This is a genomic window from Streptomyces sp. NPDC012466 (assembly GCF_042955215.1).
Classification (GTDB): domain Bacteria; phylum Actinomycetota; class Actinomycetes; order Streptomycetales; family Streptomycetaceae; genus Streptomyces.
Genome location: NZ_JBIBEQ010000007.1, coordinates 45,794 through 68,004, shown reverse-complemented (window position 1 = coordinate 68,004; position 22,211 = coordinate 45,794). Strand labels below are relative to the sequence as shown.

Genomic DNA, 22,211 nt, shown 5'->3' with positions numbered 1-22,211 from the left:
TCAGGATCTGTGTCCGCGCACGGCCCGCCAGACCTCCTCGACGCCATACACGGACTGCAGCCACCAGGCTTCCAGCTTGTTCCCCACCGCCTCATACACCCACCGCCACTTGAACCATGGCGGAAGCTTCCGGAGCGGCACGAAAGTAAGCGAGTCCCCCATGGCGTTCTCGGCGAAACCGCCGGGGCCCTCGGCGCGCAGGGCCGCGTACAGTTCCGGGGTCAGCTCCCCGTTGAGCCGGGCCGCGTGGCCCGCCGCTGTGAACGCGAACCCGCGCTGACCGGCGTCCGGCAGCTGCATCGCCCTCACGATCCGCGGAGACACCTCCGCCAGCGTGCAGTGGAACGTCAGTCCGATCACTGCCGTCCCGAGACCCGCCTCACCACGCCGGAAAGCGGCGTCCCATTCTTCGGGGTCATCGAGCCCCAGCAGACTCTGCCCGTTCTCCCAGTCCCCTTTTCCGGACAGCGATCAGCCCGTGAACCGGAACGTCGACGTGATCGCGTCGAAGATGTCGAAGAAGGAGTCCGCGAGGTCGAGGACCTGGCTGCTGCCGGCGACCAGGGCCACCTTGCCCTCCTGGCCGGGTACGGGGATGTACGTCTGCATCAGCACGGCGCGGACGGTCCGGTTGAGCGCGTCACCGGGTACGGCGATGTCCTCGATGCCGTGCGTGCGCGCGGCCGGGCCGACTCCGGGGATGTCGACGGTCGTGACCTTCCGCCAGGAGTCACCTTCCCGCTTCGCCTCCTTGACCGCGAGCTGGCTCGCGATGACGGCGGGGTCGTTCGACAAGGGCTCGCCGCGCTCGTTGCGGCCGCCGACGAGAGAGACGGTCACCGAACCCGTGATCGGCGTGTCCCCGCCGAAGCTCTCCGCCATGCAGCCGCAGTACATCGCGCCCGACTTCCAGGCATCCGCGGCGGCCTTCCGGAGGAAGTCGACGTACGCGTCCCGGTACCGCTCCAGCTCCGGACGCTGCCGCACGCGCTCGTTCACCATCCGCCGGATCGAGTCGTCCCGCGACTCCGGCCGTACGTCGAACTCCCACCACGACTCCGGCACCTTGATCCGGAAACCGCCCCGCTCGACGGTCAGTGCCTCCATGTAGCGGGCCATGACGCCGGCCTCCCCGTTCGCTCGATCACGTGTGCGCACATCGTGCCACTACTCCTCCAGCGTCCAGAACGGTGAGTCCTTCGGAGGTGCCGGGCGGACGGGATGGGTGCCGAAGTCGATGTCCGCGTCGGCGGTCGGGTCCCCGATGGGATGACGGTCCCGGTGGTCCCGGCTGTAATAGGTCCCGTAGGCCCAGTACTCCGGGAGTTCATGACCCATCAGGCCCACACCGAAAGCAACCGACTCCCGCGTCCCGTACACCGCGTCGATCCTGGCGGCCGTGGGGCACGCCCCGTATTCCACGAGCCCCCGCAGGCGCCTGACCTCTGCCACGAGCTGTGGTACCGCCTGCCCGGCCATGGCGATGAACGCGGCGTTCTGGTCCCAGAGTCCGTCGGCGCAGTCGACGTGGCGAGGTTGCTGGACGAGGGTGGCCGCGATCAGTTACCTGGCCGTGGCGAACCGGACGGGGGCTGTCCCCACCCCCGCCCTCCAGCCCACCGGATGGCTCGCCCCCGCTCCCCCCAGGCACCGTAAGGGCACCGACCACACAGCAGGGGGACCCATCGTGCGCACCACCACCGCCACCGCCCTCACCCTGGCCCTCGTCGCCGTAGCAGCCGCAGCGCCCGCCACGGCCGCCTCCACCCCCGGCAAGCCGGGCACCGAGGGCCTCTGGCGCCTGGACGGCTACGGCACCGTCCTCTCCCTCGACGGCGACACCCTCCAGGAGTTCCAGACGACATCCGTCAGCTGCCTCAAGGGTGACAGTGCTCGGCGGACCGGCCCCGGCACGTACGCGACCGCCGACGGCACCACATTGACCGTCCGGCCCGGCCCCGGCGGGAACCACGCCACCCTGGGCTTCGACACCTCGGTCGGACACCGCTCGCTGCGGCGGATCCAGGAACTGCCGGCCGACTGCACCCGCCCCACCCCCGAGGACCCCCGCGCTGCCTTCGACGTCTTCTGGCACTCGTTCGCCGAGAACTACCCCTTCTTCGCCACGAAGGGCGTCGACTGGCAGGCCATGAGGGACCGTTACCGGCCCGAGGTGCACGCGGACACCACCCGCAAGGAGCTCTTCGGCATCTTCAGCGACATGGTGCGGCCTCTCTACGACGCCCATGTCGCCGTCCGGGACGGGGACCAGGTCTTCGCCCAGGTCCGCCCGGGCACCCAACCGCCCAGCGAGGAACTGGACACCAAGGTCAAGAAGTTCATCACCGAACGCGACCTCAAGAACGCCCCCTACCGCCGGGACTTCGCCAACGGCCGCATCACCTACGCCGACCTGCCCGGCCGCGCCGCCGGCCAGGGCTACCTCCGCATCTCCGGCTTCGGCGGGTACGCCCAGGACGGCGCCCCCTATCCCGTCCACCTCGCCGAACTCGACAAGGCCCTGGACACGATCCTCACCCCCGAGCGCACTCACCGGCTCAAGGGCCTGATCATCGACCTGCGCATCAACGGCGGCGGCTCCGACGCCCTCGGCATCCACATCGCCGAACGCCTCACGGACAAGCCCTACGTCGCCTACGCCAAGCGCGCCCGCAACCACCCCACCGACCCCGACCGGCACACCCGCCCCGAACCCATCCGGGTCGTACCGGCGTCCGGGCCCCGCTACACCGGGCCCATCGCCGTACTGACCTCAGGCACGACCGTCAGCGCGGGTGAGACCTTCACGCAGGCCCTGATCGACCGTCCGGGCGGCACGGTTCGTGTCGGGCAGCCGACCCAGGGTGTGTTCTCCGACGTCATGCAGCGCAACCTGCCGAACGGGATGACGGCGATCCTCCCGAACGAGGAGTTCCTGAACCGGTCGGGCCGGACCTACGACGGCACGGGCATCCCGCCCCACCTGACCGAACCGGTCTTCACGAAGGAGGAGTTCGCCAAGAAGCGAGACTCGGCGTTCGACCGCGCGGTGAGCCTGCTGCGGAACGCGGGCTAGACGGAAGCCACGAACTCCAACCAGGCCTCCGGCGTGAGCGCGAGCCGGGGGCCCTGGGTGGCGTGCTTGGAGTCGCGGACGTGGATGGTGTGGGGCGCTATCGCGATCTCGACGCAGGAGTTGCCGTCCGTGCCACTGCTGTAGCTGCTCTTGAACCAGGCCAGTTCGGAGGTATCCCCGGCAGAAGCGTTGCGGATCATGTTTCTCCCAGCACTTGCTCGATGAAGGCCAGCGACTCCCGAGGGGAGAGAGCCTGCGCACGGATGGTGCCATACCGCAGCTCAAGTATGCGGAGCTGCTTGGGATCACTGGTCGGCCGTCCACTGAACGCTCCGTCGGAGCGACCCACCGCCGTACCGTCCGGGAACTTCAGCAGCTCGATCTTGCCGTCCACCCCGGGGTGAGCATCCGTCTCGGTCGGCATGATCTGAAAGGTCACGTTGCGCAAGCGGCCCACCTCCAACAGCCGTTCGAGCTGTTGTCGCCACACCATTGTGCCCCCGACCCGTCGACGCAGCACCGCCTCCTCCAGGACGTAGTGCACCGACGGGGCAGGGTCTCGGTGGAAGACCGACTGCCGGGCCATGCGGGCAGCAACCATCCGTTCCACGTCGTCCGGCGAGTACGGCGGCTGCGCTGCCTCGAACAAGGCCCGCGCGTGCTCCGGGGTCTGCAACAAGCCATGGACGCTGTTGCACTCATACACCCCGATCTCCACCGCCTGCCCCTCCAGCTTGGCAAGCTCCCGCACCTTCTTCGGATACCGAACCCTCTTCACGTCCTCCCAGGCCGCCGCAACCAGCCCACCCGCCCCCAGCACCTCATCAGCCCTGACCAGATAGTCCTGCCGGGGAATCCGCTTCCCGCCCTCGATCTTGTAGACCATGTCCTCGCCGTAGCCGACCGCCGTCCCGAACTCGGCGGCCCGCAGCCCCACCGCCTCACGCCGCAGCTTCAGCTGTCGCCCGACCGTGGCGATGACCGCGACGCCCCACTCGTCGTCCGGGTCCACTTCCCAACCCGGCTCGTCCGCCTCGCCCTTGAGCCGCCCGGAGTCCGCCTCGACCGTCATCCCGCACCCTTCCGCCGTCGTACGACCGTGCCCAGCGCCCTACCCGTACGCCCGGCCCCGACAGCCCGGACAACGCCGGACAAGCTCCGGACAGTCACCGTACGCACCCGCTGAGTCACTGTTCACGGTAAGCGCGGACAGCCACGCTGAGTGACGTGAAGCAGAACTCCCCTGAACTCCGCACCCCCGTCCGCAACTTCAGCCTCCAGCTCTCCCCCACCCCGCGCGGCGCCCGCCTGGCGCGTCTCCTCGCCACCGAACAACTGCGCTCCTGGGGACTGCCGCTGGACCCGGCGCGGCAGGTCGTCGCGGAGCTGTCGATCAACGCGGCGACGCACGGCCGCGCCCCCGGCCGCGACTTCCGCCTGCTCCTCTACGTCGTCGCCGGCACCCTCCGCGTCGAGGTGACGGACACCCGCGCCGACCGGCTGCCGACGGCACGACTCGGCCTGGGTCTCCTCCTGGTCGACGCACTCGCCGATCGCTGGGGCGTCACCCGGGGGCTGCCACCCCGCAAGACCGTCTGGGCCGAGATCGACCTCGCGCCGGAGCCCGGAAACCCACACTCCGGCGGTACAGGCGCCTTCCCCCAAGGACCACAAGGGTGAAAGAACCCGACCGAACCCCACCCCTCCTCCCAGCCGCAGAGCTGCCTCACCCTCGCGGGTGAACATCACCAACTCAGCTGGATTCGGGGGCCCTTGCCTGCCCTACGCTCAGCGCAACACAACCGCAGACATGCGACGGCCCCCGCCGGGACGGCAATCCCAGTGCGAGGGCCTGACCACCGAGGAAGGCTCCAACTTCCTGATGGATACGCAGAACCCTAACGTGCCCTCGCACGCCCACACCCGGGTTGCCGGAAAGAAACACCCGAACCGGCGGCACCTCCACTCCGGCCCGGTGCACGACAACACCCGTCACACCACCCGCTTCACGGTGATCGGCAACCACCTGGCCCAGCACCCGGAGCTGTCCCTGCTCGCGATCGGGCTGTCGGTGCACATCCAGTCTCCCCGGCAGGCGCCCGCATCGACATCAAGTCCCTTGCCGCCCGCTTCCCGGAGGGCACGACCCGCATCGCCGCGGCCCTGCGCGAGCTGGAGACGCACGGCTACCTGCGCCGCACCCGCGAGCGCGTCCCGGACGGTCGGATCATCACCCGCACGACCTCCTGCAACCAGCCGGGTCACAACGGCACGGACACCCCGCGCCCCACCCCGAGGAAGCGGACGAGGCAGCCCGGCGGCAAACCCCTCCCCGCGGTACCACGCCCGGCCTTCCCTGCCCCCGCCCTCCTCCAGCAGGCCACGGACCTCCTCACCGGCCTCCGCCACGAGGACACCCGCCTCCTCCTCTCCGGCTGCGACACCGCCCACCTCGCCCCGGGCGTCGCCGCCTGGCTGGAACGCGACGTCACCCCGGCCGCCGTACGGCATGCCCTGACGACGGACCTCCCACCGGAGCCCTTCCACCGCCCGGCCGCCCTCCTCGCCCACCGCCTCACAGCCCAGCTGCCGCCCCCACCGCCCTTCGGGGCACCGCAGGCGCCACCGCCGCCCACCCGGCACCCCCTCCAGACCTGCGACGGCTGCGACCGCGCGTTCCGCGCACCGGGGGCCCGGCCACTGCCGGTCAGCGGCCGCACTGTCCGCTCAGAGCCCGAGCCGCACCGGCCCGGCCGGAACACCCGAGGTGATCAACGCCATCAGCGGAGTCGCGAGGTCACGCGGAGAGAACAGGTCCGGACCGTCGTAGCGGGCCACTTCGGACGGGTGCCACCACTCCAGACCGCTGATGTTCTCCGCGGCGAGCTCGACGTCGGACAGCGTCCCGCGCGGGACGAAACCGGCAGTGCGTACGAGGAAGTAGTCGTTGATGACGCCGTCGTAGCCCGCGGCGTGTCCCGGCGCCACGACCTCCTGGTGCCAGACGTGCGGCGGATCGGCGCTGACGGTGAGACCCACCTCTTCCAGCAGTTCCCGGCGCAACGCGGCAAGCGGTGTCTCACCCGGCTCGATCCCGCCACCGGGCGCTGCCCACACCACGGTTCCCGCCGGCTCCGGAATCGCGAACCGGCAGAGGAGGATGCGGTGGTCCTCGTCGAGGATGAGCGCGCGGACTGAATGGCGCAGGTTCACAGACGGCACCCGGACACGCTAACCGCACGGCATACGGGACGGACCGGAACAGGACAGCAAAAGGGCCCGCACGACCGAAGTCGTACGGGCCCCTTCGAGCCACTCAGGTCAGTAGACCCTCAAGCCAGTCCGAAGACTCACTTGTTGATCTTGGTGACCTGGCCGGCGCCCACGGTCCGGCCACCCTCACGGATGGCGAACTTCAGGCCCTCTTCCATGGCGACGGGCTGGATGAGCTCCACCTTCATCTCGGTGTTGTCACCCGGCATGACCATCTCGGTGCCCTCGGGGAGGGTCACCACGCCGGTCACGTCCGTCGTACGGAAGTAGAACTGCGGGCGGTAGTTGTTGAAGAACGGCGTGTGGCGGCCACCCTCGTCCTTGGACAGGATGTAGGCCTGCGCCTCGAACTCGGTGTGCGGGGTGACCGAGCCCGGCTTGATGATGACCTGGCCGCGCTCGACGTCCTCGCGCTTGATGCCACGAAGCAGCAGACCGACGTTCTCACCGGCCTGGCCCTCGTCGAGCAGCTTCCGGAACATCTCGATGCCGGTGACCGTGGTGGTGGTCTTCTCCTGCTTGATGCCCACGATGTCAACGGTCTCGTTGACCTTGAGGACACCACGCTCGATACGGCCGGTGACGACCGTACCGCGACCGGTGATCGTGAAGACGTCCTCGATCGGCATGAGGAACGGCTTGTCGACGTCACGCTCGGGCTGCGGGATGTTCTCGTCCACGGCCTTCATGAGCTCGAGGACGGAGTTGCCCCACTCCTTGTCGCCCTCGAGGGCCTTGAGCGCCGAGACCTTGACGACCGGAAGGTCGTCGCCCGGGAACTCGTACTCGGAGAGGAGCTCACGAACCTCGAGCTCGACGAGCTCCAGGATCTCCTCGTCGTCCACCATGTCGGCCTTGTTCAGCGCGACGACGATGTACGGAACGCCGACCTGGCGGGCCAGGAGCACGTGCTCCTTGGTCTGCGGCATCGGGCCGTCGGTGGCGGCGACCACGAGGATGGCGCCGTCCATCTGCGCCGCACCCGTGATCATGTTCTTGATGTAGTCCGCGTGACCGGGGCAGTCGACGTGGGCGTAGTGACGCGTCTCGGTCTGGTACTCGACGTGCGCGATGGAGATGGTGATACCGCGCTGGCGCTCTTCAGGAGCCTTGTCGATCTGGTCGAAGGCCGAGGCCTCGTTCAGGTCCGGGTACGCGTCGTGCAGCACCTTGGTAATGGCGGCCGTGAGGGTCGTCTTACCGTGGTCGATGTGACCGATGGTGCCGATGTTGACGTGCGGCTTAGTCCGCTCGAACTTCGCCTTCGCCACGGGGGTCCTCCTGGGAGTGGTTCTGGTACGCCTTACTTCATCGGCGCCAGGTGATCTTTGCTGGAAAGCCCGGGCCTTGGGGCACTCTCACCGCGATTGCGGCGGAATGCCCCTCAAGGCTCCGGAGTCAAGCCTACGGCGTGTAGACGCGGTGCGTTACTCGCCCTTGGCCTTCGCGATGATCTCCTCGGCGACGTTCCGGGGAACCTCGGCGTAGGAGTCGAACTGCATGGAGTAGCTCGCACGGCCGGACGTCTTGCTGCGCAGGTCGCCGACGTAACCGAACATCTCCGAGAGGGGCACGAGGCCCTTCACGACGCGGGCACCCGCCCGCTCCTCCATGGCCTGGATCTGGCCACGGCGGGAGTTGATGTCACCGATGACCTCACCCATGTAGTCCTCGGGCGTGGTGACCTCGACGGCCATCATCGGCTCGAGCAGTACGGGGCTGGCCTTGCGCGCGGCCTCCTTGAAGGCCTGCGAACCGGCGATCTTGAACGCGAGCTCGGAGGAGTCGACCTCGTGGTAGCCACCGTCGATCAGGGTGACACGCACGCCGGTCATCTCGTAGCCGGCGAGGATGCCGAACTGCATGGCCTCCTGCGCACCGGCGTCCACCGAAGGGATGTACTCCTTCGGGATACGCCCACCGGTCACCTTGTTCACGAACTCGTACGAGGCGTCGCCGCCCTCGATCGGCTCGATCGCGATCTGCACCTTGGCGAACTGGCCGGTACCACCAGTCTGCTTCTTGTGCGTGTAGTCGACCCGCTCGACCGCCTTGCGGATGGTCTCGCGGTACGCGACCTGCGGCTTGCCGACGTTGGCCTCGACCTTGAACTCACGGCGCATACGGTCGACCAGCACCTCGAGGTGCAGCTCGCCCATACCACCGATGATGGTCTGGCCGGTCTCCTCGTCCGAGTGAACCTGGAAGGACGGGTCCTCCTCGGCCAGGCGCTGGATCGCGACGCCCAGCTTCTCCTGGTCACCCTTCGACTTGGGCTCGATGGCGACCTGGATGACCGGCGCCGGGAAGTCCATGGACTCCAGGATGACCGGGTTCTTGTCGTCGGACAGCGTCTCACCGGTGGTGGTCTGCTTCAGGCCCATGACGGCGACGATGTCGCCGGCGCCCACCGAGTCGATCTCCTCACGCTTGTTCGCGTGCATGCGGTAGATCTTGCCGATGCGCTCCTTCTTGCCCTTGACGGAGTTCAGCACCGCGGTGCCGGACTCCAGGCGGCCCGAGTAAACCCGGACGAAGGTGAGCTTGCCGAGGTGCGGGTCGCTCATGATCTTGAACGCGAGTGCGGCGAGGGGCTCGTCCTCCGACGGCTTGCGCGCGACGACCAGCTCGGGGTCCTTGACGTCGTGGCCCTCGATGGCCTCGACGTCGAGCGGAGTCGGCAGGTAGCGCACGACCGCGTCGAGCAGGGGCTGAACACCCTTGTTCTTGAACGCGGTGCCGCAGAACACGGGGGTGACGGTGGTGCCGCCGCCCTTGCCGGACGCGATGGTGATACGACGGATCGCGGCGTAGAGCTGCTCCACGGTGGGCTCGGTGCCCTCCAGGTACAGCTCCATCAGCTCTTCGTCGTTCTCGGCGACGGCCTCGAGCAGCTTGCCGCGGTACTCCTCGGCAGCCTCGGCGTGGGTGTCCGGGATGTCGACGGTGTCGTACATCTCGCCCTTGGTCGCCTCGGCCGACCAGACCAGGGCCTTCATCGTCACGAGGTCGATGACGCCCTTGAAGTCAGCCTCCGCACCGATCGGCAGCTGCATGACCAGCGGCTGCGCGCCCAGGCGGTCCGAGATCATGTCCACGCAGCGGTGGAACTCGGCGCCGGTACGGTCCAGCTTGTTGACGAAGCAGATACGCGGCACGCCGTAGCGGTCGGCCTGACGCCACACCGTCTCGGACTGCGGCTCGACACCGGCGACACCGTCGAACACCGTCACGGCACCGTCGAGCACGCGCAGGGAGCGCTCCACCTCGACGGTGAAGTCGACGTGACCCGGGGTGTCGATGATGTTGATGGTGTAGTCGTTGTCCTCGAGCGGCCAGTGACAGGTGGTCGCAGCAGACGTGATCGTGATGCCACGCTCCTGCTCCTGCTCCATCCAGTCCATGGTGGCAGCGCCGTCGTGGACCTCACCGATCTTGTACGACACGCCCGTGTAGAACAGGATCCGCTCGGTGGTGGTCGTCTTGCCCGCGTCGATGTGGGCCATGATCCCGATGTTGCGGACCTTGGCCAGGTCAAGTGAAGTGGTAGCCATAAGGCTTCAGTCTTCTCTCGGTCTCGATGTGGGTAGCGACTACCAGCGGTAGTGCGCGAAGGCCTTGTTGGACTCGGCCATCTTGTGGGTGTCCTCGCGCTTCTTCACAGCGGCACCGAGGCCGTTGGAGGCGTCGAGAAGCTCGTTGAGCAGACGCTCGGTCATGGTCTTCTCGCGACGGGCGCGGGAGTAACCGACCAGCCAGCGCAGCGCGAGCGTGTTGGCGCGACCGGGCTTGACCTCGATCGGAACCTGGTACGTCGCACCACCGACACGGCGGGACTTGACCTCGAGGGTCGGCTTGATGTTCTCCAGCGCGCGCTTCAGCGTGATGATCGGGTCGTTGCCCGTCTTCTCACGCAGACCCTCCATGGCGCCGTAGACGATGCGCTCGGCGGTGGAGCGCTTGCCGTTCAGCAGCACCTTGTTGATGAGGGAGGTCACCAGAGGAGAACCGTAGACCGGGTCGATGATGACCGGGCGCTTCGGGGCGGGGCCCTTACGAGGCATTCTTACTTCTCCTTCTTGGCGCCGTAGCGGGAACGGGCCTGCTTGCGGTTCTTGACACCCTGGGTGTCGAGGGAGCCACGGATGATCTTGTAGCGAACACCCGGCAGGTCCTTCACACGGCCGCCGCGCACGAGCACGATGGAGTGCTCCTGCAGGTTGTGTCCCTCACCCGGAATGTAAGCGGTGACCTCGATCCCGCTGGTCAGACGCACACGCGCGACCTTACGCAGGGCCGAGTTCGGCTTCTTCGGGGTGGTCGTGAACACACGCGTGCAGACGCCCCGACGCTGAGGGGAACCCTCGAGTGCGGGCGTCTTGTTCTTCTCGACCTTGTCCTGCCGGCCCTTCCGGACCAGCTGCTGGATCGTAGGCACTACTTCTCCGGTTTCTGTGTGCCGAATGGTGAAGCTAACCTGGAACATCTCCGACCCACGCGGTCGGGTGTGTCGAATCACGCGGACTCCCGCCGCCAGGCAGAAATAAGCGCAGATTGCGGTGGCCGGTGTCAGCTCGCCGTGCGGTTCATGGCACACACGCGAGCCAGGGCACACCCCAGGCACAAGGTCTGAGCGTACCTACCGCATTCGCTGCGGTCAAAACAAATGGGCACCGCCCGCATCGCCACGCGGGGCATGTCAAGCCCCCCGGCCCTTGTCGATCTTCAATTCGGTGGCGTGTGTCCGATATGCGCACACCTTCACGATGCTACGACGGACACGACCGTCAGCAACACCAGAACGAGTGCCCAACCCGCCGTGGACAACCACCCGAGCACCAGCCCGGTCAGCGCCAGTCCGTCCCCCAGCTCTCCCCGGCTGCGGATCTCCGCCCGGGCCACATGCCCCAGCACGACGGCCGGGATGCCGGTCAGCCCCATGGTCGGCACGCACAGCAGCCCGCAGACGCCCGCCGCGACGGCCTTCCCGTTGGTCCGCGGGCGCGCCGCGGGCAGGAACGCCGGCGGCACGGGCACGACCGAGGCCGGCTGCGGCAGCGGCCCCTGCGGCAGATCCGCGACGAGCAGCGCCAGCTCCCCCACGGTCCGCGCCGCGTAGGCCCGCCCCACCCGCTTCTCGAACTCGTCCCGCTCCATCCGGCCTTCGCCGTACCCGGCTCTGAGCACGTCCACGGCCCGCTCCCGATCGGCGTGCGACGCGAGCATCGACGGAGCACCGGAGCCCTGCCAGGGCTGCCAGGACGGATAGTGCGGCTGCGACACGGAGCACCTCCCCGGGGTCCGGAGTCCTTCCATGATGCGCCCAGGCGCGGGTTCCGGCACCGGTGCGTGACGAGGGAGCCGCTGCATGTCGGCCAGACAGCCGGCAGGCGCGCTCCCCGCGCGGGAACGCGCCCCGGCCTCGCCGCCCTCCCCGGGACGCGCCTCAGGCCCGCCGGGACGGCGTCCGGGACCACCACCACCCGGGACGCCGTCCCGGCGCACGGACACGCCGAAGGGCGGCCACCCCGCAGGGTGACCGCCCTTCGACTCAAGCGACTCGCTTACTGGTTGTACGGACCGTAGTCGTAGTCCTCCAGCGGAACGGCCTGGCCGGAGCCCGTGCCGAACGGCGAGTAGTCGATGTCGTCGTAGCCGACGGCCGAGTACATCGCGGCCTTGGCCTCTTCGGTCGGCTCGACCCGGATGTTGCGGTAGCGGGACAGGCCCGTACCGGCCGGGATGAGCTTACCGATGATGACGTTCTCCTTGAGGCCGATGAGGCTGTCGGACTTGGCGTTGATCGCCGCGTCCGTCAGGACTCGGGTCGTCTCCTGGAAGGAGGCGGCCGACAGCCAGGATTCCGTCGCCAGCGAGGCCTTGGTGATACCCATGAGCTGCGGACGACCCGAGGCCGGGTGACCACCCTCCTGGACCACACGACGGTTCTCGGTCTCGAACTTCGAGCGCTCGACCAGCTCGCCGGGCAGCAGCTCGGCGTCGCCGGACTCGATGATCGTCACACGGCGCAGCATCTGCCGGATGATGATCTCGATGTGCTTGTCGTGGATCGACACACCCTGCGAGTTGTAGACCTTCTGGACCTCGCCGACCAGGTGGACCTGGACGGCACGCTGGCCCAGGATGCGCAGCACGTCGTGCGGGTTGGTGGCACCCACGGTGAGCTTCTGGCCCACCTCGACGTGCTCGCCCTCGCTGACCAGGAGACGGGCGCGCTTCGAGATCGGGAACGCCGTCTCGTCGCTGCCGTCGTCCGGGGTGACGACGATCTTCTTGGTCTTCTCGGTCTCCTCGAACCGCACGCGGCCCTGGCCCTCGGAGATCGGGGCGACACCCTTCGGGGTACGGGCCTCGAAGAGCTCGACGACACGCGGCAGACCCTGGGTGATGTCGTCACCGGCCACACCACCGGTGTGGAAGGTACGCATCGTCAGCTGGGTACCGGGCTCACCGATGGACTGGGCGGCGATGATGCCGACCGCCTCACCGATGTCGACCAGCTTGCCGGTGGCGAGCGAACGGCCGTAGCACATCGCGCAGGTGCCGACGGCGGACTCGCAGGTCAGGACCGAGCGGGTCTTGACCTCCTCGACGCCGCGCTGCACGAGCTCCTCGATGAGGACGTCGCCCAGGTCGGTACCGGCCGGGGCCAGCACCTGCCCGTCGACCACGATGTCCTCGGCGAGGCAGCGCGCGTACACGGAGGTCTCGACGTCCTCCGTCTTGACCAGCGTGCCCTCGGCGTTCCGGTCGGCGATCTTCAGACGCAGACCGCGCTCGGTGCCGCAGTCCTCCTCGCGAATGATGACGTCCTGGGAGACGTCGACCAGACGACGCGTGAGGTAACCCGAGTCGGCGGTACGCAGAGCGGTGTCCGCCAGACCCTTACGGGCACCGTGCGTGGAGATGAAGTACTCCAGCACGGACAGACCCTCACGGAAGGACGCCTTGATCGGACGCGGGATCGTCTCGTTCTTCGCGTTCGACACCAGACCACGCATACCGGCGATCTGACGCATCTGCATCATGTTGCCTCGTGCACCCGAGTTCACCATCATGAAGATCGGGTTGGTCTTCGGGAAGTTGTCGTTCATCGCCTCGGCGACCTCGTTGGTCGCCTTGGTCCAGATCGCGATGAGCTCCTGCGTGCGCTCGTCCTTGGTGATCAGACCGCGCTCGTACTGCTTCTGGACCTTCTCGTCCTGCGCCTCGTAGCCCTTGACGATCTCCTTCTTCGCCTCGGGAACGACGACGTCGGAGATGGCCACGGTCACGCCGGAACGGGTGGCCCAGTAGAAGCCGGACGCCTTCAGGTTGTCGAGCGTCGCCGCCACGATGACCTTCGGGTAGCGCTCGGCGAGGTCGTTGACGATCTCGGAGAGCTGCTTCTTGCCGACCTCGTAGTCGACGAACGGGTAGTCCTCGGGCAGCAGCTCGTTGAAGAGCGCGCGGCCCAGGGTGGTGTTCAGCCGGAAGCTGTCACCCTGCTGCCACTCGGGCTCGCCCTCCTCGCGCGCCGGCGGGGTCCAGCCACGCGGCGGGATGGTGCCGACCGGGAAGCGGACGTCGATCCTCGACTGGAGCGACAGCTCGCCCGCGTCGAAGGCCATGATCGCCTCGGCGACCGAGGCGAAGGAACGGCCCTCGCCCTTGAGCTCGCGCATCTCGCCGTCGGTGGTGAGGAAGAACAGACCGAGGACCATGTCCTGGGTCGGCATCGTCACCGGACGGCCGTCGGCCGGCTTGAGGATGTTGTTCGAGGACAGCATCAGGATGCGGGCCTCGGCCTGCGCCTCCGCGGACAGCGGCAGGTGCACGGCCATCTGGTCACCGTCGAAGTCCGCGTTGAACGCGGTGCAGACGAGCGGGTGGATCTGGATGGCCTTGCCCTCGACCAGCTGCGGCTCGAAGGCCTGGATGCCGAGGCGGTGCAGCGTGGGCGCACGGTTCAGCAGAACCGGGTGCTCCGCGATGACCTCTTCCAGCACGTCGTACACGACCGTGCGGCCGCGCTCGACCATGCGCTTGGCGCTCTTGATGTTCTGCGCGTGGTTCAGGTCGACCAGGCGCTTCATCACGAACGGCTTGAAGAGCTCCAGCGCCATCGCCTTCGGCAGACCGCACTGGTGCAGCTTCAGCTGCGGACCGACGACGATCACGGAACGCGCGGAGTAGTCCACACGCTTACCGAGCAGGTTCTGACGGAAGCGACCCTGCTTGCCCTTCAGCATGTCGCTGAGGGACTTCAGCGGGCGGTTACCGGGACCGGTGACCGGGCGACCACGGCGGCCGTTGTCGAACAGCGCGTCGACGGCCTCCTGGAGCATGCGCTTCTCGTTGTTCACGATGATCTCGGGCGCACCGAGGTCGAGAAGGCGCTTCAGTCGGTTGTTCCGGTTGATCACACGGCGGTACAGGTCGTTCAGGTCGGAGGTCGCGAAGCGGCCACCGTCCAGCTGCACCATCGGGCGAAGGTCCGGCGGGATGACCGGCACGCAGTCGAGCACCATGCCCTTGGGGCTGTTGCTGGTCTGCAGGAACGCGGAGACGACCTTCAGGCGCTTGAGCGCACGGGTCTTCTTCTGGCCCTTGCCGGTACGGATGATCTCGCGGAGGCGCTCGGCCTCCTCGTCGAGGTCGAAGGACTCCAGGCGCTTCTGCAGCGCCGCGGCACCCATCGAGCCGTCGAAGTACGTGCCGAAGCGGTCACGCAGCTCGCGGTAGAGCAGCTCGTCGCCCTCCAGGTCCTGGACCTTGAGGTTCTTGAAGCGGTTCCACACCTCGTCGAGACGGTCGATCTCGCGCTGCGCACGGTCGCGCAGCTGCTTCATCTCACGCTCGGCACCCTCGCGCACCTTGCGGCGCACGTCGGCCTTGGCGCCCTCGGCCTCCAGCTCGGCCAGGTCGGTCTCGAGCTTCTTGGCGCGGGCCTCCAGGTCGGCGTCGCGGCGCTGCTCGATCTGCTGGCGCTCGACGGAGACGTGGGCCTCCAGCGAGGGCAGGTCGCGCGTACGGCGCTCCTCGTCGACGTACGTGATCATGTACGCCGCGAAGTAGATGACCTTCTCGAGGTCCTTGGGGGCCAGGTCGAGCAGGTAGCCCAGACGCGACGGGACGCCCTTGAAGTACCAGATGTGGGTGACCGGGGCGGCGAGCTCGATGTGGCCCATCCGCTCACGGCGCACCTTGGCACGGGTGACCTCGACGCCACACCGCTCACAGATGATGCCCTTGAAGCGGACACGCTTGTACTTGCCGCAGTAGCACTCCCAGTCCCGGGTCGGACCGAAGATCTTCTCGCAGAAGAGTCCGTCCTTTTCGGGCTTGAGCGTGCGGTAGTTGATCGTCTCGGGCTTCTTGACCTCGCCGTGGCTCCACTGACGGATGTCGTCAGCGGTGGCCAGACCGATCCGGAGCTCGTCGAAGAAGTTGACGTCGAGCACTATGCGTCAATCCCTCTCAGGGTTGTAAGTCATGGGGTCTGATACGGGGGTCCTGGGGCCGGAGGCCTTCATCACGAAGGCCTCCGAACTCCCGTCAGACCTCTTCGACGCTGCTCGGCTCACGCCGGGACAGGTCGATGCCAAGCTCCTCCGCAGCGCGGAAGACGTCCTCGTCGGTGTCGCGCATCTCGATGGACATGCCGTCCGAGGACAGCACCTCCACGTTGAGGCACAGGGACTGCATCTCCTTGATGAGCACCTTGAAGGACTCGGGGATGCCGGGCTCGGGAATGTTCTCGCCCTTGACGATGGCCTCGTAGACCTTCACGCGGCCGGTGACGTCGTCGGACTTGATGGTCAGCAGCTCCTGGAGGGCGTACGCGGCGCCGTAAGCCTCCAGCGCCCACACCTCCATCTCACCGAAGCGCTGGCCACCGAACTGGGCCTTACCACCCAGCGGCTGCTGGGTGATCATCGAGTACGGACCGGTCGACCGGGCGTGCAGCTTGTCGTCGACCAGGTGGTGCAGCTTGAGGATGTACATGTAGCCGACCGAGATCGGCTCCGGGAACGGCTCGCCGGAGCGGCCGTCGAACAGCGGCGCCTTACCGGTCGGGAGCACCATGCGCTCGCCGTCGCGGTTCGGGATGGTGTGGTTCAGCAGACCGGCCAGCTCGTCCTCACGCGCACCGTCGAAGACGGGGGTGGCGACGTTCGTGCCCGGGGCGACCTGGTCGGCCTCGATGGCCTGCAGGCGCTGAGCCCAGTCGTCCGCGAGGCCGGAGACGTCCCAGCCGCGGCTGGCGAGCCAGCCGAGGTGGATCTCCAGGACCTGTCCCGGGTTCATTCGGGACGGCACACCGAGCGGGTTGAGGATGATGTCGACCGGGGTGCCGTCCTCCAGGAACGGCATGTCCTCGATCGGCAGGATCTTCGAGATGACGCCCTTGTTGCCGTGACGGCCGGCGAGCTTGTCACCGTCGGTGATCTTCCGCTTCTGCGCCACGTACACGCGCACCAGCTGGTTCACACCGGGGGGAAGCTCGTCGCCCTCCTCGCGGTCGAAGACGCGGACGCCGATGACCTTGCCGATCTCGCCGTGCGGCACCTTCAGCGAGGTGTCACGGACCTCACGGGCCTTCTCACCGAAGATGGCGCGCAGCAGGCGCTCCTCCGGCGTCAGCTCGGTCTCACCCTTGGGCGTGACCTTGCCGACGAGGATGTCGCCGGCGACGACCTCGGCACCGATGCGGATGATGCCGCGCTCGTCGAGGTCGGCGAGGACCTCCTCGGAGACGTTCGGGATGTCCCGGGTGATCTCCTCGGGGCCGAGCTTGGTGTCACGGGCGTCGACCTCGTGCTCCTCGATGTGGATCGAGGAGAGGACGTCGTCCTGCACGAGGCGCTGCGACAGGATGATCGCGTCCTCGTAGTTGTGACCCTCCCACGGCATGAACGCCACGAGCAGGTTCTTGCCCAGCGCCATCTCGCCGTTCTGGGTGGCCGGACCGTCGGCCAGGACCTGGCCCTCGATGATCCGGTCGCCCTCGTTGACGATGACCTTCTGGTTGACCGAGGTGCCCTGGTTGGAGCGGGCGAACTTGGCCAGGCGGTACGTGATGTACGTGCCGTCGTCGTTGGCGGTGGTGATGTAGTCCGCGGAGACCTCCTGGACCACACCGGCCTTCTCGGCCTTGACCACGTCGCCGGCGTCGACCGCGGAGCGGTACTCCATGCCGGTGCCGACGAGCGGGGCCTCGGACTTAATCAGCGGCACGGCCTGACGCATCATGTTCGCGCCCATGAGGGCACGGTTGGCGTCGTCGTGCTCGAGGAAGGGGATCATGGCCGTCGCGACCGACACCATCTGGCGCGGCGAGACGTCCATGTAGTCCACGTCCTCGCCGGTGACGTAGTCGACCTCGCCGCCCTTGCGGCGGACGAGCACCCGGGCCTCGGCGAAGCGGAGGTCGTCCGTCAGCTGCGCGTTGGCCTGCGCGATGACGAAGCGGTCCTCCTCGTCGGCGGTCAGGTAGTCGACCTCGTCGGTGACCTGGCCCTCGAACACCTTGCGGTACGGGGTCTCGACGAAACCGAACGCGTTGACCCGGCCGTAGGAGGCGAGCGAGCCGATCAGACCGATGTTCGGGCCTTCGGGCGTCTCGATCGGGCACATGCGGCCGTAGTGCGAGGGGTGCACGTCACGGACCTCGAAGCCGGCCCGCTCACGGGAGAGACCACCCGGGCCAAGAGCCGACAGACGGCGCTTGTGGGTGAGACCCGACAGCGGGTTGTTCTGGTCCATGAACTGCGACAGCTGGCTGGTGCCGAAGAACTCCTTGATGGAGGCGACGACCGGCCGGATGTTGATCAGGGTCTGCGGCGTGATCGCCTCGACGTCCTGGGTCGTCATCCGCTCGCGGACGACACGCTCCATACGCGCCAGACCCGTACGGACCTGGTTCTGGATGAGCTCGCCGACGCTGCGCAGGCGGCGGTTGCCGAAGTGGTCGATGTCGTCGGTCTCGACGACGATGTTCGTACCACTGTCGCCGACCGTCTCGGTCTCGCCCGCGTGCAGCTTCACCAGGTACTTGATCGTCGAGATGATGTCCTCGACGGTCAGGATGCCCGCGTCCAGCGGAGCGTCCGCACCCAGCTTCTTGTTGACCTTGTAGCGGCCGACCTTGGCCAGGTCGTAGCGCTTGGGGTTGAAGTACAGGTTCTCCAGCAGCGTCTGCGCGGCCTCACGCGTGGGGGGCTCGCCCGGACGCAGCTTGCGGTAGATGTCGAGCAGTGCGTCGTCCTGGCCCTGGGTGTGGTCCTTCTCCAGGGTGGCGCGCATCGACTCGTACTCGCCGAACTCCTCGAGGATCTGCTCGGTGGTCCAGCCGAGCGCCTTGAGCAGGACGGTGACGGACTGCTTGCGCTTGCGGTCGATGCGGACACCGACCATGTCGCGCTTGTCGATCTCCATCTCCAGCCAGGCACCCCGGGACGGGATGATCTTCGCGGAGAAGATGTCCTTGTCGGACGTCTTGTCGATGGAGGAGTCGAAGTAGACACCGGGCGAACGGACGAGCTGCGACACCACGACACGCTCGGTGCCGTTGATGACGAAGGTGCCCTTGTTCGTCATGAGCGGGAAGTCGCCCATGAAGACCGTCTGGGACTTGATCTCGCCGGTCTCGTTGTTGGTGAACTCGGCGGTGACGAAGAGCGGGGCCGCGTACGTGAAGTCGCGGTCCTTGCACTCGTCGATGGAGTTCTTCGGCGGCTCGAAGCGGTGGTCGCGGAAGGTCAGCGACATCGACCCGCTGAAGTCCTCGATCGGGGAGATCTCCTCGAAGATCTCCTCGAGCCCGGACTTGGTGGGGACGTCCTGACCGTTCTCGAGAGCCTCCTCGACCCGACTCTGCCAGGCGGTGTTGCCGAGGAGCCAGTCGAAGCTCTCGGTCTGCAGCGCGAGCAGGTTCGGAACCTCGAGAGGCTCCTTGATCTTTGCAAAAGAGATGCGCAGCGGGGCAGTGCTGGCGGCGTTGTTCGTATTCGCGGTCGAGGCGTTGCGCGAGGCGGCCAAGAGGGGGTCCTTCCGAGGGCTCGGACTCACTACGCGCGTACCGGCCCCTCTCCCGTACACGGAGACAAGCCGCGTCGATCGGGCCAAAGGCCAGGTCAACAAGTCTTGTCGTCGATGCTCGGGCGAGGGCAGACCCCTGGTGACGGGCAGGGGACAGCTAACAGGCAGCGCAAAGGGTCAGTGTAGCCACTTGGCACACTGATGTCCAGTGCGGGTTGTGAAACCCGTGTTCACCCTCGTTGTTCCACTCCTGCGACAAGGCGCTGCCCTCAACGCACGTAAGTACTGCCCTCTTCGTCGCCGATCCATGCCTCGGATTCGGATCCTGTGACGACGCGTCCTGAGAATTGCGCGCTGCGTGCGGTTCGTCAAGGCCCCCCTGCCCGATCCGGAGCCGCCCGGAGACACGACGAAGATCACCATACCCCCCGTCACAGAGGGTTCAAGGCAACCGTGGCCGGCCCCCGAGAACGCCGAAGAGCGACCACCCGGATGGATGATCGCTCTTCCGCGCTTACGCGTTACACGTCCAGCCGGACGTGTTGCGGATCCTGACGGATCCGAGGGTCTTACTTGACCTCGACGGAGGCGCCGGCGCCCTTGAGGGACTCGGCGGCCTTCTCGGCGGCGTCCTTGGCGACCTTCTCGAGAACGGGCTTCGGGGCGCCGTCCACGAGGTCCTTGGCCTCCTTCAGACCCAGGGAGGTCAGCTCACGCACGACCTTGATGACCTGGATCTTCTTGTCGCCGGCACCCGTGAGGATGACGTCGAACTCGTCCTGCTCCTCAGCGGCCTCGGCGGCGGCGCCACCAGCGGCACCACCGGCGACGACGACCGGCGCGGCAGCGGCGGCGGTGACGTCGAACTTCTCCTCGAACGCCTTCACGAACTCGGAGAGCTCGATGAGGGTCATCTCCTCGAACTGCGCGAGCAGGTCTTCCTGGCTGAGCTTCGCCATGATGGCGGTCCTTCCACTAATTCGGCAGGTGCCGGATGTACATGTGAGGCGGGCGTACTACTGGCCCGCGACGGTCGCCGCGTTCAGGCAGCGGCGGCCGGGATGCGAGCCGAGTTACTCGGCACCGCCCTGCTCGTCCTGCTTGGCACGGAGCGCGTCCACGGTGCGGACGAGCTTCGACGGCAGCGCCTGGAAGACAGAGGCAGCCTGGGACTGCTTGCCCTTCATGGCACCGGCCAGCTTGGAGAGCAGAACCTCGCGGGACTCGAGGTCCGCAAGCTTCTTGATCTCATCGGCGGACAACGCCTTGCCGTCAAGGACGCCGCCCTTGATGACGAGGTTGGGGTTGTCCTTGGCGAAGTCACGGAGACCCTTCGCCGCCTCGACCGGGTCACCGGTCACGAAGGCGACGGCCGACGAACCCGCAAAGAGGTCGTCCAGCGTCGTGATCCCGGCCTCGTTGGCCGCAATCTTGGTCAGCGTGTTCTTCGCCACACGGTACTGAGCGTTCTCACCGAGTGAACGACGCAGCTGCTGGAGCTGCGCGACGGTGAGACCGGTGTACGCGGTAACGACAGCAGCGTTGGAGTTGCGGAACTTCTCCCGCATCTCCTCGACGGCATCGACCTTGTCTGGCCTCGCCATGAGCCTCGGCCTCCTTCCGGGTGATTCGGACCGCGCGGACCCGAAGGAGGACTGGGGAAAACGAAACGCCCCGGCGCAAGCGCACGGGGCGTAGCTCGACCGGATTCACGCCACACAAGGCGGCGGACTACGGGAGCTTCTCCAGTGTCACCTGCGCGGGTCGTCCGCCGTTCAGCGGATCCTTCGGCCACCGCACCCTCTGATGAGCGCGCGGTAACGACCAGCGGTCTTTGGCTTCTGTAGGAGAGTACGGGAACGGATCGCCGTCAAGCAAATCCGCCCGTACGGCTGATCAGCGCGGGGCGGTTCAGCCCTGCTCCAGCTCCTTGAACATCTCGCTCAGGTCCGCGACGTCCTTGGCCGGCGGGGCCGTGACGGTGACCGGCTTGTTGTAGTCGAGGAAGGTGATGGTCATGTCCATCGGGCCCTTGTCGGCCTGGCCCTTCATGCGGAACTGCTTGGTGTGGTCCTCGCCGTCGACCCACATGTCCATCGTGAACTTGTCGACACCGAGCTTCTCGTACTGCTTGATGCTCTTCTCGCGCTGCTTGCGGGTCTCCGCCTTGTCGTCCTTCAGCGAAGCGCGGAGGTCGGCGAGGGTGACCGTGCCCGTGTAGTGGGTGGTCTCGACACCGTCGACCTGCTCGCTGCCGACCTCCTTCACGTCCTTGGCGCCCGTGAGGAAGGTGGACTCCGCGGCCGGGTTCTGCTCGGCCTGGCTCGTGGACCCCATCTTGTCCAGGTCCTTGGCGGCGTCGGAGCCGGACAGGTCGAACTTCAGCCAGCGCTTGCCGTCCATCTCCTTGGCCATCTCGGCTCCCCCACCGAGGTACATGGCCTTGTCGACGAGACGGATCTCCACGGTCTGACCGGCGGCCTGGTCGGGCGCCTTCATCTTCATGCTCATGGCGATCGTGGGCTTCAGGCGCATGGACGCCTCGCCCTCGACGCGGCCGGACTCGGGGACCGAGCCCTTCATGCGGTACTGGAGGGACGTGATGTCCTCCGTGTTCTTCGCCGCCTTCGCGACGGCCGCCGCGGGCGTCATCTCCGGCGACTCCTCGGAACCGCAGCCGACGGCACCGGCGGCGAGAAGCAGAGCGCCCAGGCCGGCGGCAGGTATGGACTTCTTCATCGGATTCCCCCCAAGGAATACATGCTTGCTTCACAGCAAGGCCGCGAGCCTATCCCAGGGGGGCACAAGTGATCTATCC

At 67.3% G+C, this 22,211-nt stretch carries 18 protein-coding genes and 1 pseudogene; 3 read left to right on the top strand and 16 right to left on the bottom strand.

Annotated features, from left to right (window positions below):
• The 3 genes from ACFY9E_RS25130 to ACFY9E_RS25120 all read right to left on the bottom strand — a co-directional run bounded on the left by ACFY9E_RS25130 (nucleotide 1) and on the right by ACFY9E_RS25120 (nucleotide 1,338).
• Nucleotides 1–300 (bottom strand): hypothetical protein, encoded by a 300-nt coding sequence (locus ACFY9E_RS25130; RefSeq protein ID WP_390987711.1) that lies wholly within the window; start codon nucleotides 298–300, stop codon nucleotides 1–3.
• A 171-nt stretch (nucleotides 301–471) separates the two neighbouring features.
• On the bottom strand, nucleotides 472–1,119 hold the full coding sequence (locus ACFY9E_RS25125; protein WP_390987710.1) for a hypothetical protein: 648 nt from the start codon (nucleotides 1,117–1,119) through the stop codon (nucleotides 472–474).
• 48 nt (nucleotides 1,120–1,167) lie between these two features.
• A complete protein-coding gene (locus tag ACFY9E_RS25120) occupies nucleotides 1,168–1,338 on the bottom strand; it encodes a hypothetical protein (protein ID WP_390987708.1) in 171 nt (56 codons plus the stop codon).
• A gap of 349 nt (nucleotides 1,339–1,687) precedes the next feature.
• Here ACFY9E_RS25120 and ACFY9E_RS25115 point away from each other — a divergent pair, with 349 nt between their 5' ends.
• Nucleotides 1,688–3,076, top strand: a complete 1,389-nt coding sequence (locus ACFY9E_RS25115; RefSeq protein WP_390987706.1) for a S41 family peptidase — start codon at nucleotides 1,688–1,690, stop codon at nucleotides 3,074–3,076.
• Here ACFY9E_RS25115 and ACFY9E_RS25110 read toward each other — a convergent pair.
• Both ACFY9E_RS25110 and ACFY9E_RS25105 read right to left on the bottom strand, forming a co-directional pair.
• A complete protein-coding gene (locus ACFY9E_RS25110) occupies nucleotides 3,073–3,276 on the bottom strand; it encodes a DUF397 domain-containing protein (RefSeq protein ID WP_390987705.1) in 204 nt (67 codons plus the stop codon). The two genes, ACFY9E_RS25115 and ACFY9E_RS25110, sit on opposite strands and share 4 nt — an antisense overlap.
• Nucleotides 3,273–4,148, bottom strand: a complete 876-nt coding sequence (locus tag ACFY9E_RS25105; RefSeq protein ID WP_390987703.1) for a Scr1 family TA system antitoxin-like transcriptional regulator — start codon at nucleotides 4,146–4,148, stop codon at nucleotides 3,273–3,275. Before ACFY9E_RS25105 ends, ACFY9E_RS25110 begins: the two co-directional genes overlap by 4 nt.
• Nucleotides 4,149–4,303: 155 nt before the next feature.
• On the opposite strand from ACFY9E_RS25105, the gene ACFY9E_RS25100 reads away from it, so the two are divergent.
• Nucleotides 4,304–4,756, top strand: a complete 453-nt coding sequence (locus ACFY9E_RS25100) for an ATP-binding protein (protein WP_390987702.1) — start codon at nucleotides 4,304–4,306, stop codon at nucleotides 4,754–4,756.
• A gap of 202 nt (nucleotides 4,757–4,958) precedes the next feature.
• Nucleotides 4,959–5,783 (top strand): annotated as a pseudogene (locus ACFY9E_RS25095) (helix-turn-helix domain-containing protein); the annotation flags it as partial.
• Between the two features lie 20 nt (nucleotides 5,784–5,803).
• Here ACFY9E_RS25095 and ACFY9E_RS25090 read toward each other — a convergent pair.
• From ACFY9E_RS25090 to ACFY9E_RS25040, 11 genes are all read right to left on the bottom strand, one after another.
• Nucleotides 5,804–6,298: an NUDIX domain-containing protein gene (locus ACFY9E_RS25090; protein ID WP_390987701.1), complete on the bottom strand. Its 495-nt coding sequence runs from the start codon at nucleotides 6,296–6,298 to the stop codon at nucleotides 5,804–5,806.
• Between the two features lie 128 nt (nucleotides 6,299–6,426).
• Complete coding sequence (gene tuf / locus ACFY9E_RS25085; protein ID WP_030839706.1) at nucleotides 6,427–7,620, bottom strand: elongation factor Tu; 1,194 nt, start codon at nucleotides 7,618–7,620, stop codon at nucleotides 6,427–6,429.
• 156 nt (nucleotides 7,621–7,776) lie between these two features.
• Entirely contained in the window at nucleotides 7,777–9,903 is a 2,127-nt protein-coding gene (fusA, locus tag ACFY9E_RS25080; RefSeq protein WP_363118620.1) for an elongation factor G, read from the bottom strand.
• 39 nt (nucleotides 9,904–9,942) lie between these two features.
• Nucleotides 9,943–10,413 (bottom strand): 30S ribosomal protein S7, encoded by a 471-nt coding sequence (rpsG, locus tag ACFY9E_RS25075; protein ID WP_003992340.1) that lies wholly within the window; start codon nucleotides 10,411–10,413, stop codon nucleotides 9,943–9,945.
• Nucleotides 10,414–10,415: 2 nt separating this feature from the next.
• Entirely contained in the window at nucleotides 10,416–10,787 is a 372-nt protein-coding gene (rpsL, locus tag ACFY9E_RS25070) for a 30S ribosomal protein S12 (RefSeq protein WP_003948652.1), read from the bottom strand.
• Nucleotides 10,788–11,110: 323 nt separating this feature from the next.
• Nucleotides 11,111–11,632, bottom strand: a complete 522-nt coding sequence (locus ACFY9E_RS25065; protein ID WP_390987697.1) for a DUF1707 domain-containing protein — start codon at nucleotides 11,630–11,632, stop codon at nucleotides 11,111–11,113.
• A gap of 281 nt (nucleotides 11,633–11,913) precedes the next feature.
• Nucleotides 11,914–15,813, bottom strand: a complete 3,900-nt coding sequence (locus tag ACFY9E_RS25060; RefSeq protein ID WP_390987695.1) for a DNA-directed RNA polymerase subunit beta' — start codon at nucleotides 15,811–15,813, stop codon at nucleotides 11,914–11,916.
• A 94-nt stretch (nucleotides 15,814–15,907) separates the two neighbouring features.
• Nucleotides 15,908–19,393, bottom strand: a complete 3,486-nt coding sequence (gene rpoB, locus ACFY9E_RS25055; RefSeq protein WP_363118623.1) for a DNA-directed RNA polymerase subunit beta — start codon at nucleotides 19,391–19,393, stop codon at nucleotides 15,908–15,910.
• A gap of 569 nt (nucleotides 19,394–19,962) precedes the next feature.
• Nucleotides 19,963–20,352 carry a 50S ribosomal protein L7/L12 gene (gene rplL, locus ACFY9E_RS25050; RefSeq protein WP_033308983.1) on the bottom strand — a complete coding sequence of 130 codons (390 nt, stop codon included), beginning with the start codon at nucleotides 20,350–20,352 and terminating at the stop codon, nucleotides 19,963–19,965.
• Between the two features lie 114 nt (nucleotides 20,353–20,466).
• Nucleotides 20,467–20,997, bottom strand: a complete 531-nt coding sequence (gene rplJ, locus ACFY9E_RS25045) for a 50S ribosomal protein L10 (protein WP_062928576.1) — start codon at nucleotides 20,995–20,997, stop codon at nucleotides 20,467–20,469.
• A 307-nt stretch (nucleotides 20,998–21,304) separates the two neighbouring features.
• Complete coding sequence (locus tag ACFY9E_RS25040; protein ID WP_390987693.1) at nucleotides 21,305–22,132, bottom strand: DUF1396 domain-containing protein; 828 nt, start codon at nucleotides 22,130–22,132, stop codon at nucleotides 21,305–21,307.
• Nucleotides 22,133–22,211 lie beyond the last annotated feature (79 nt).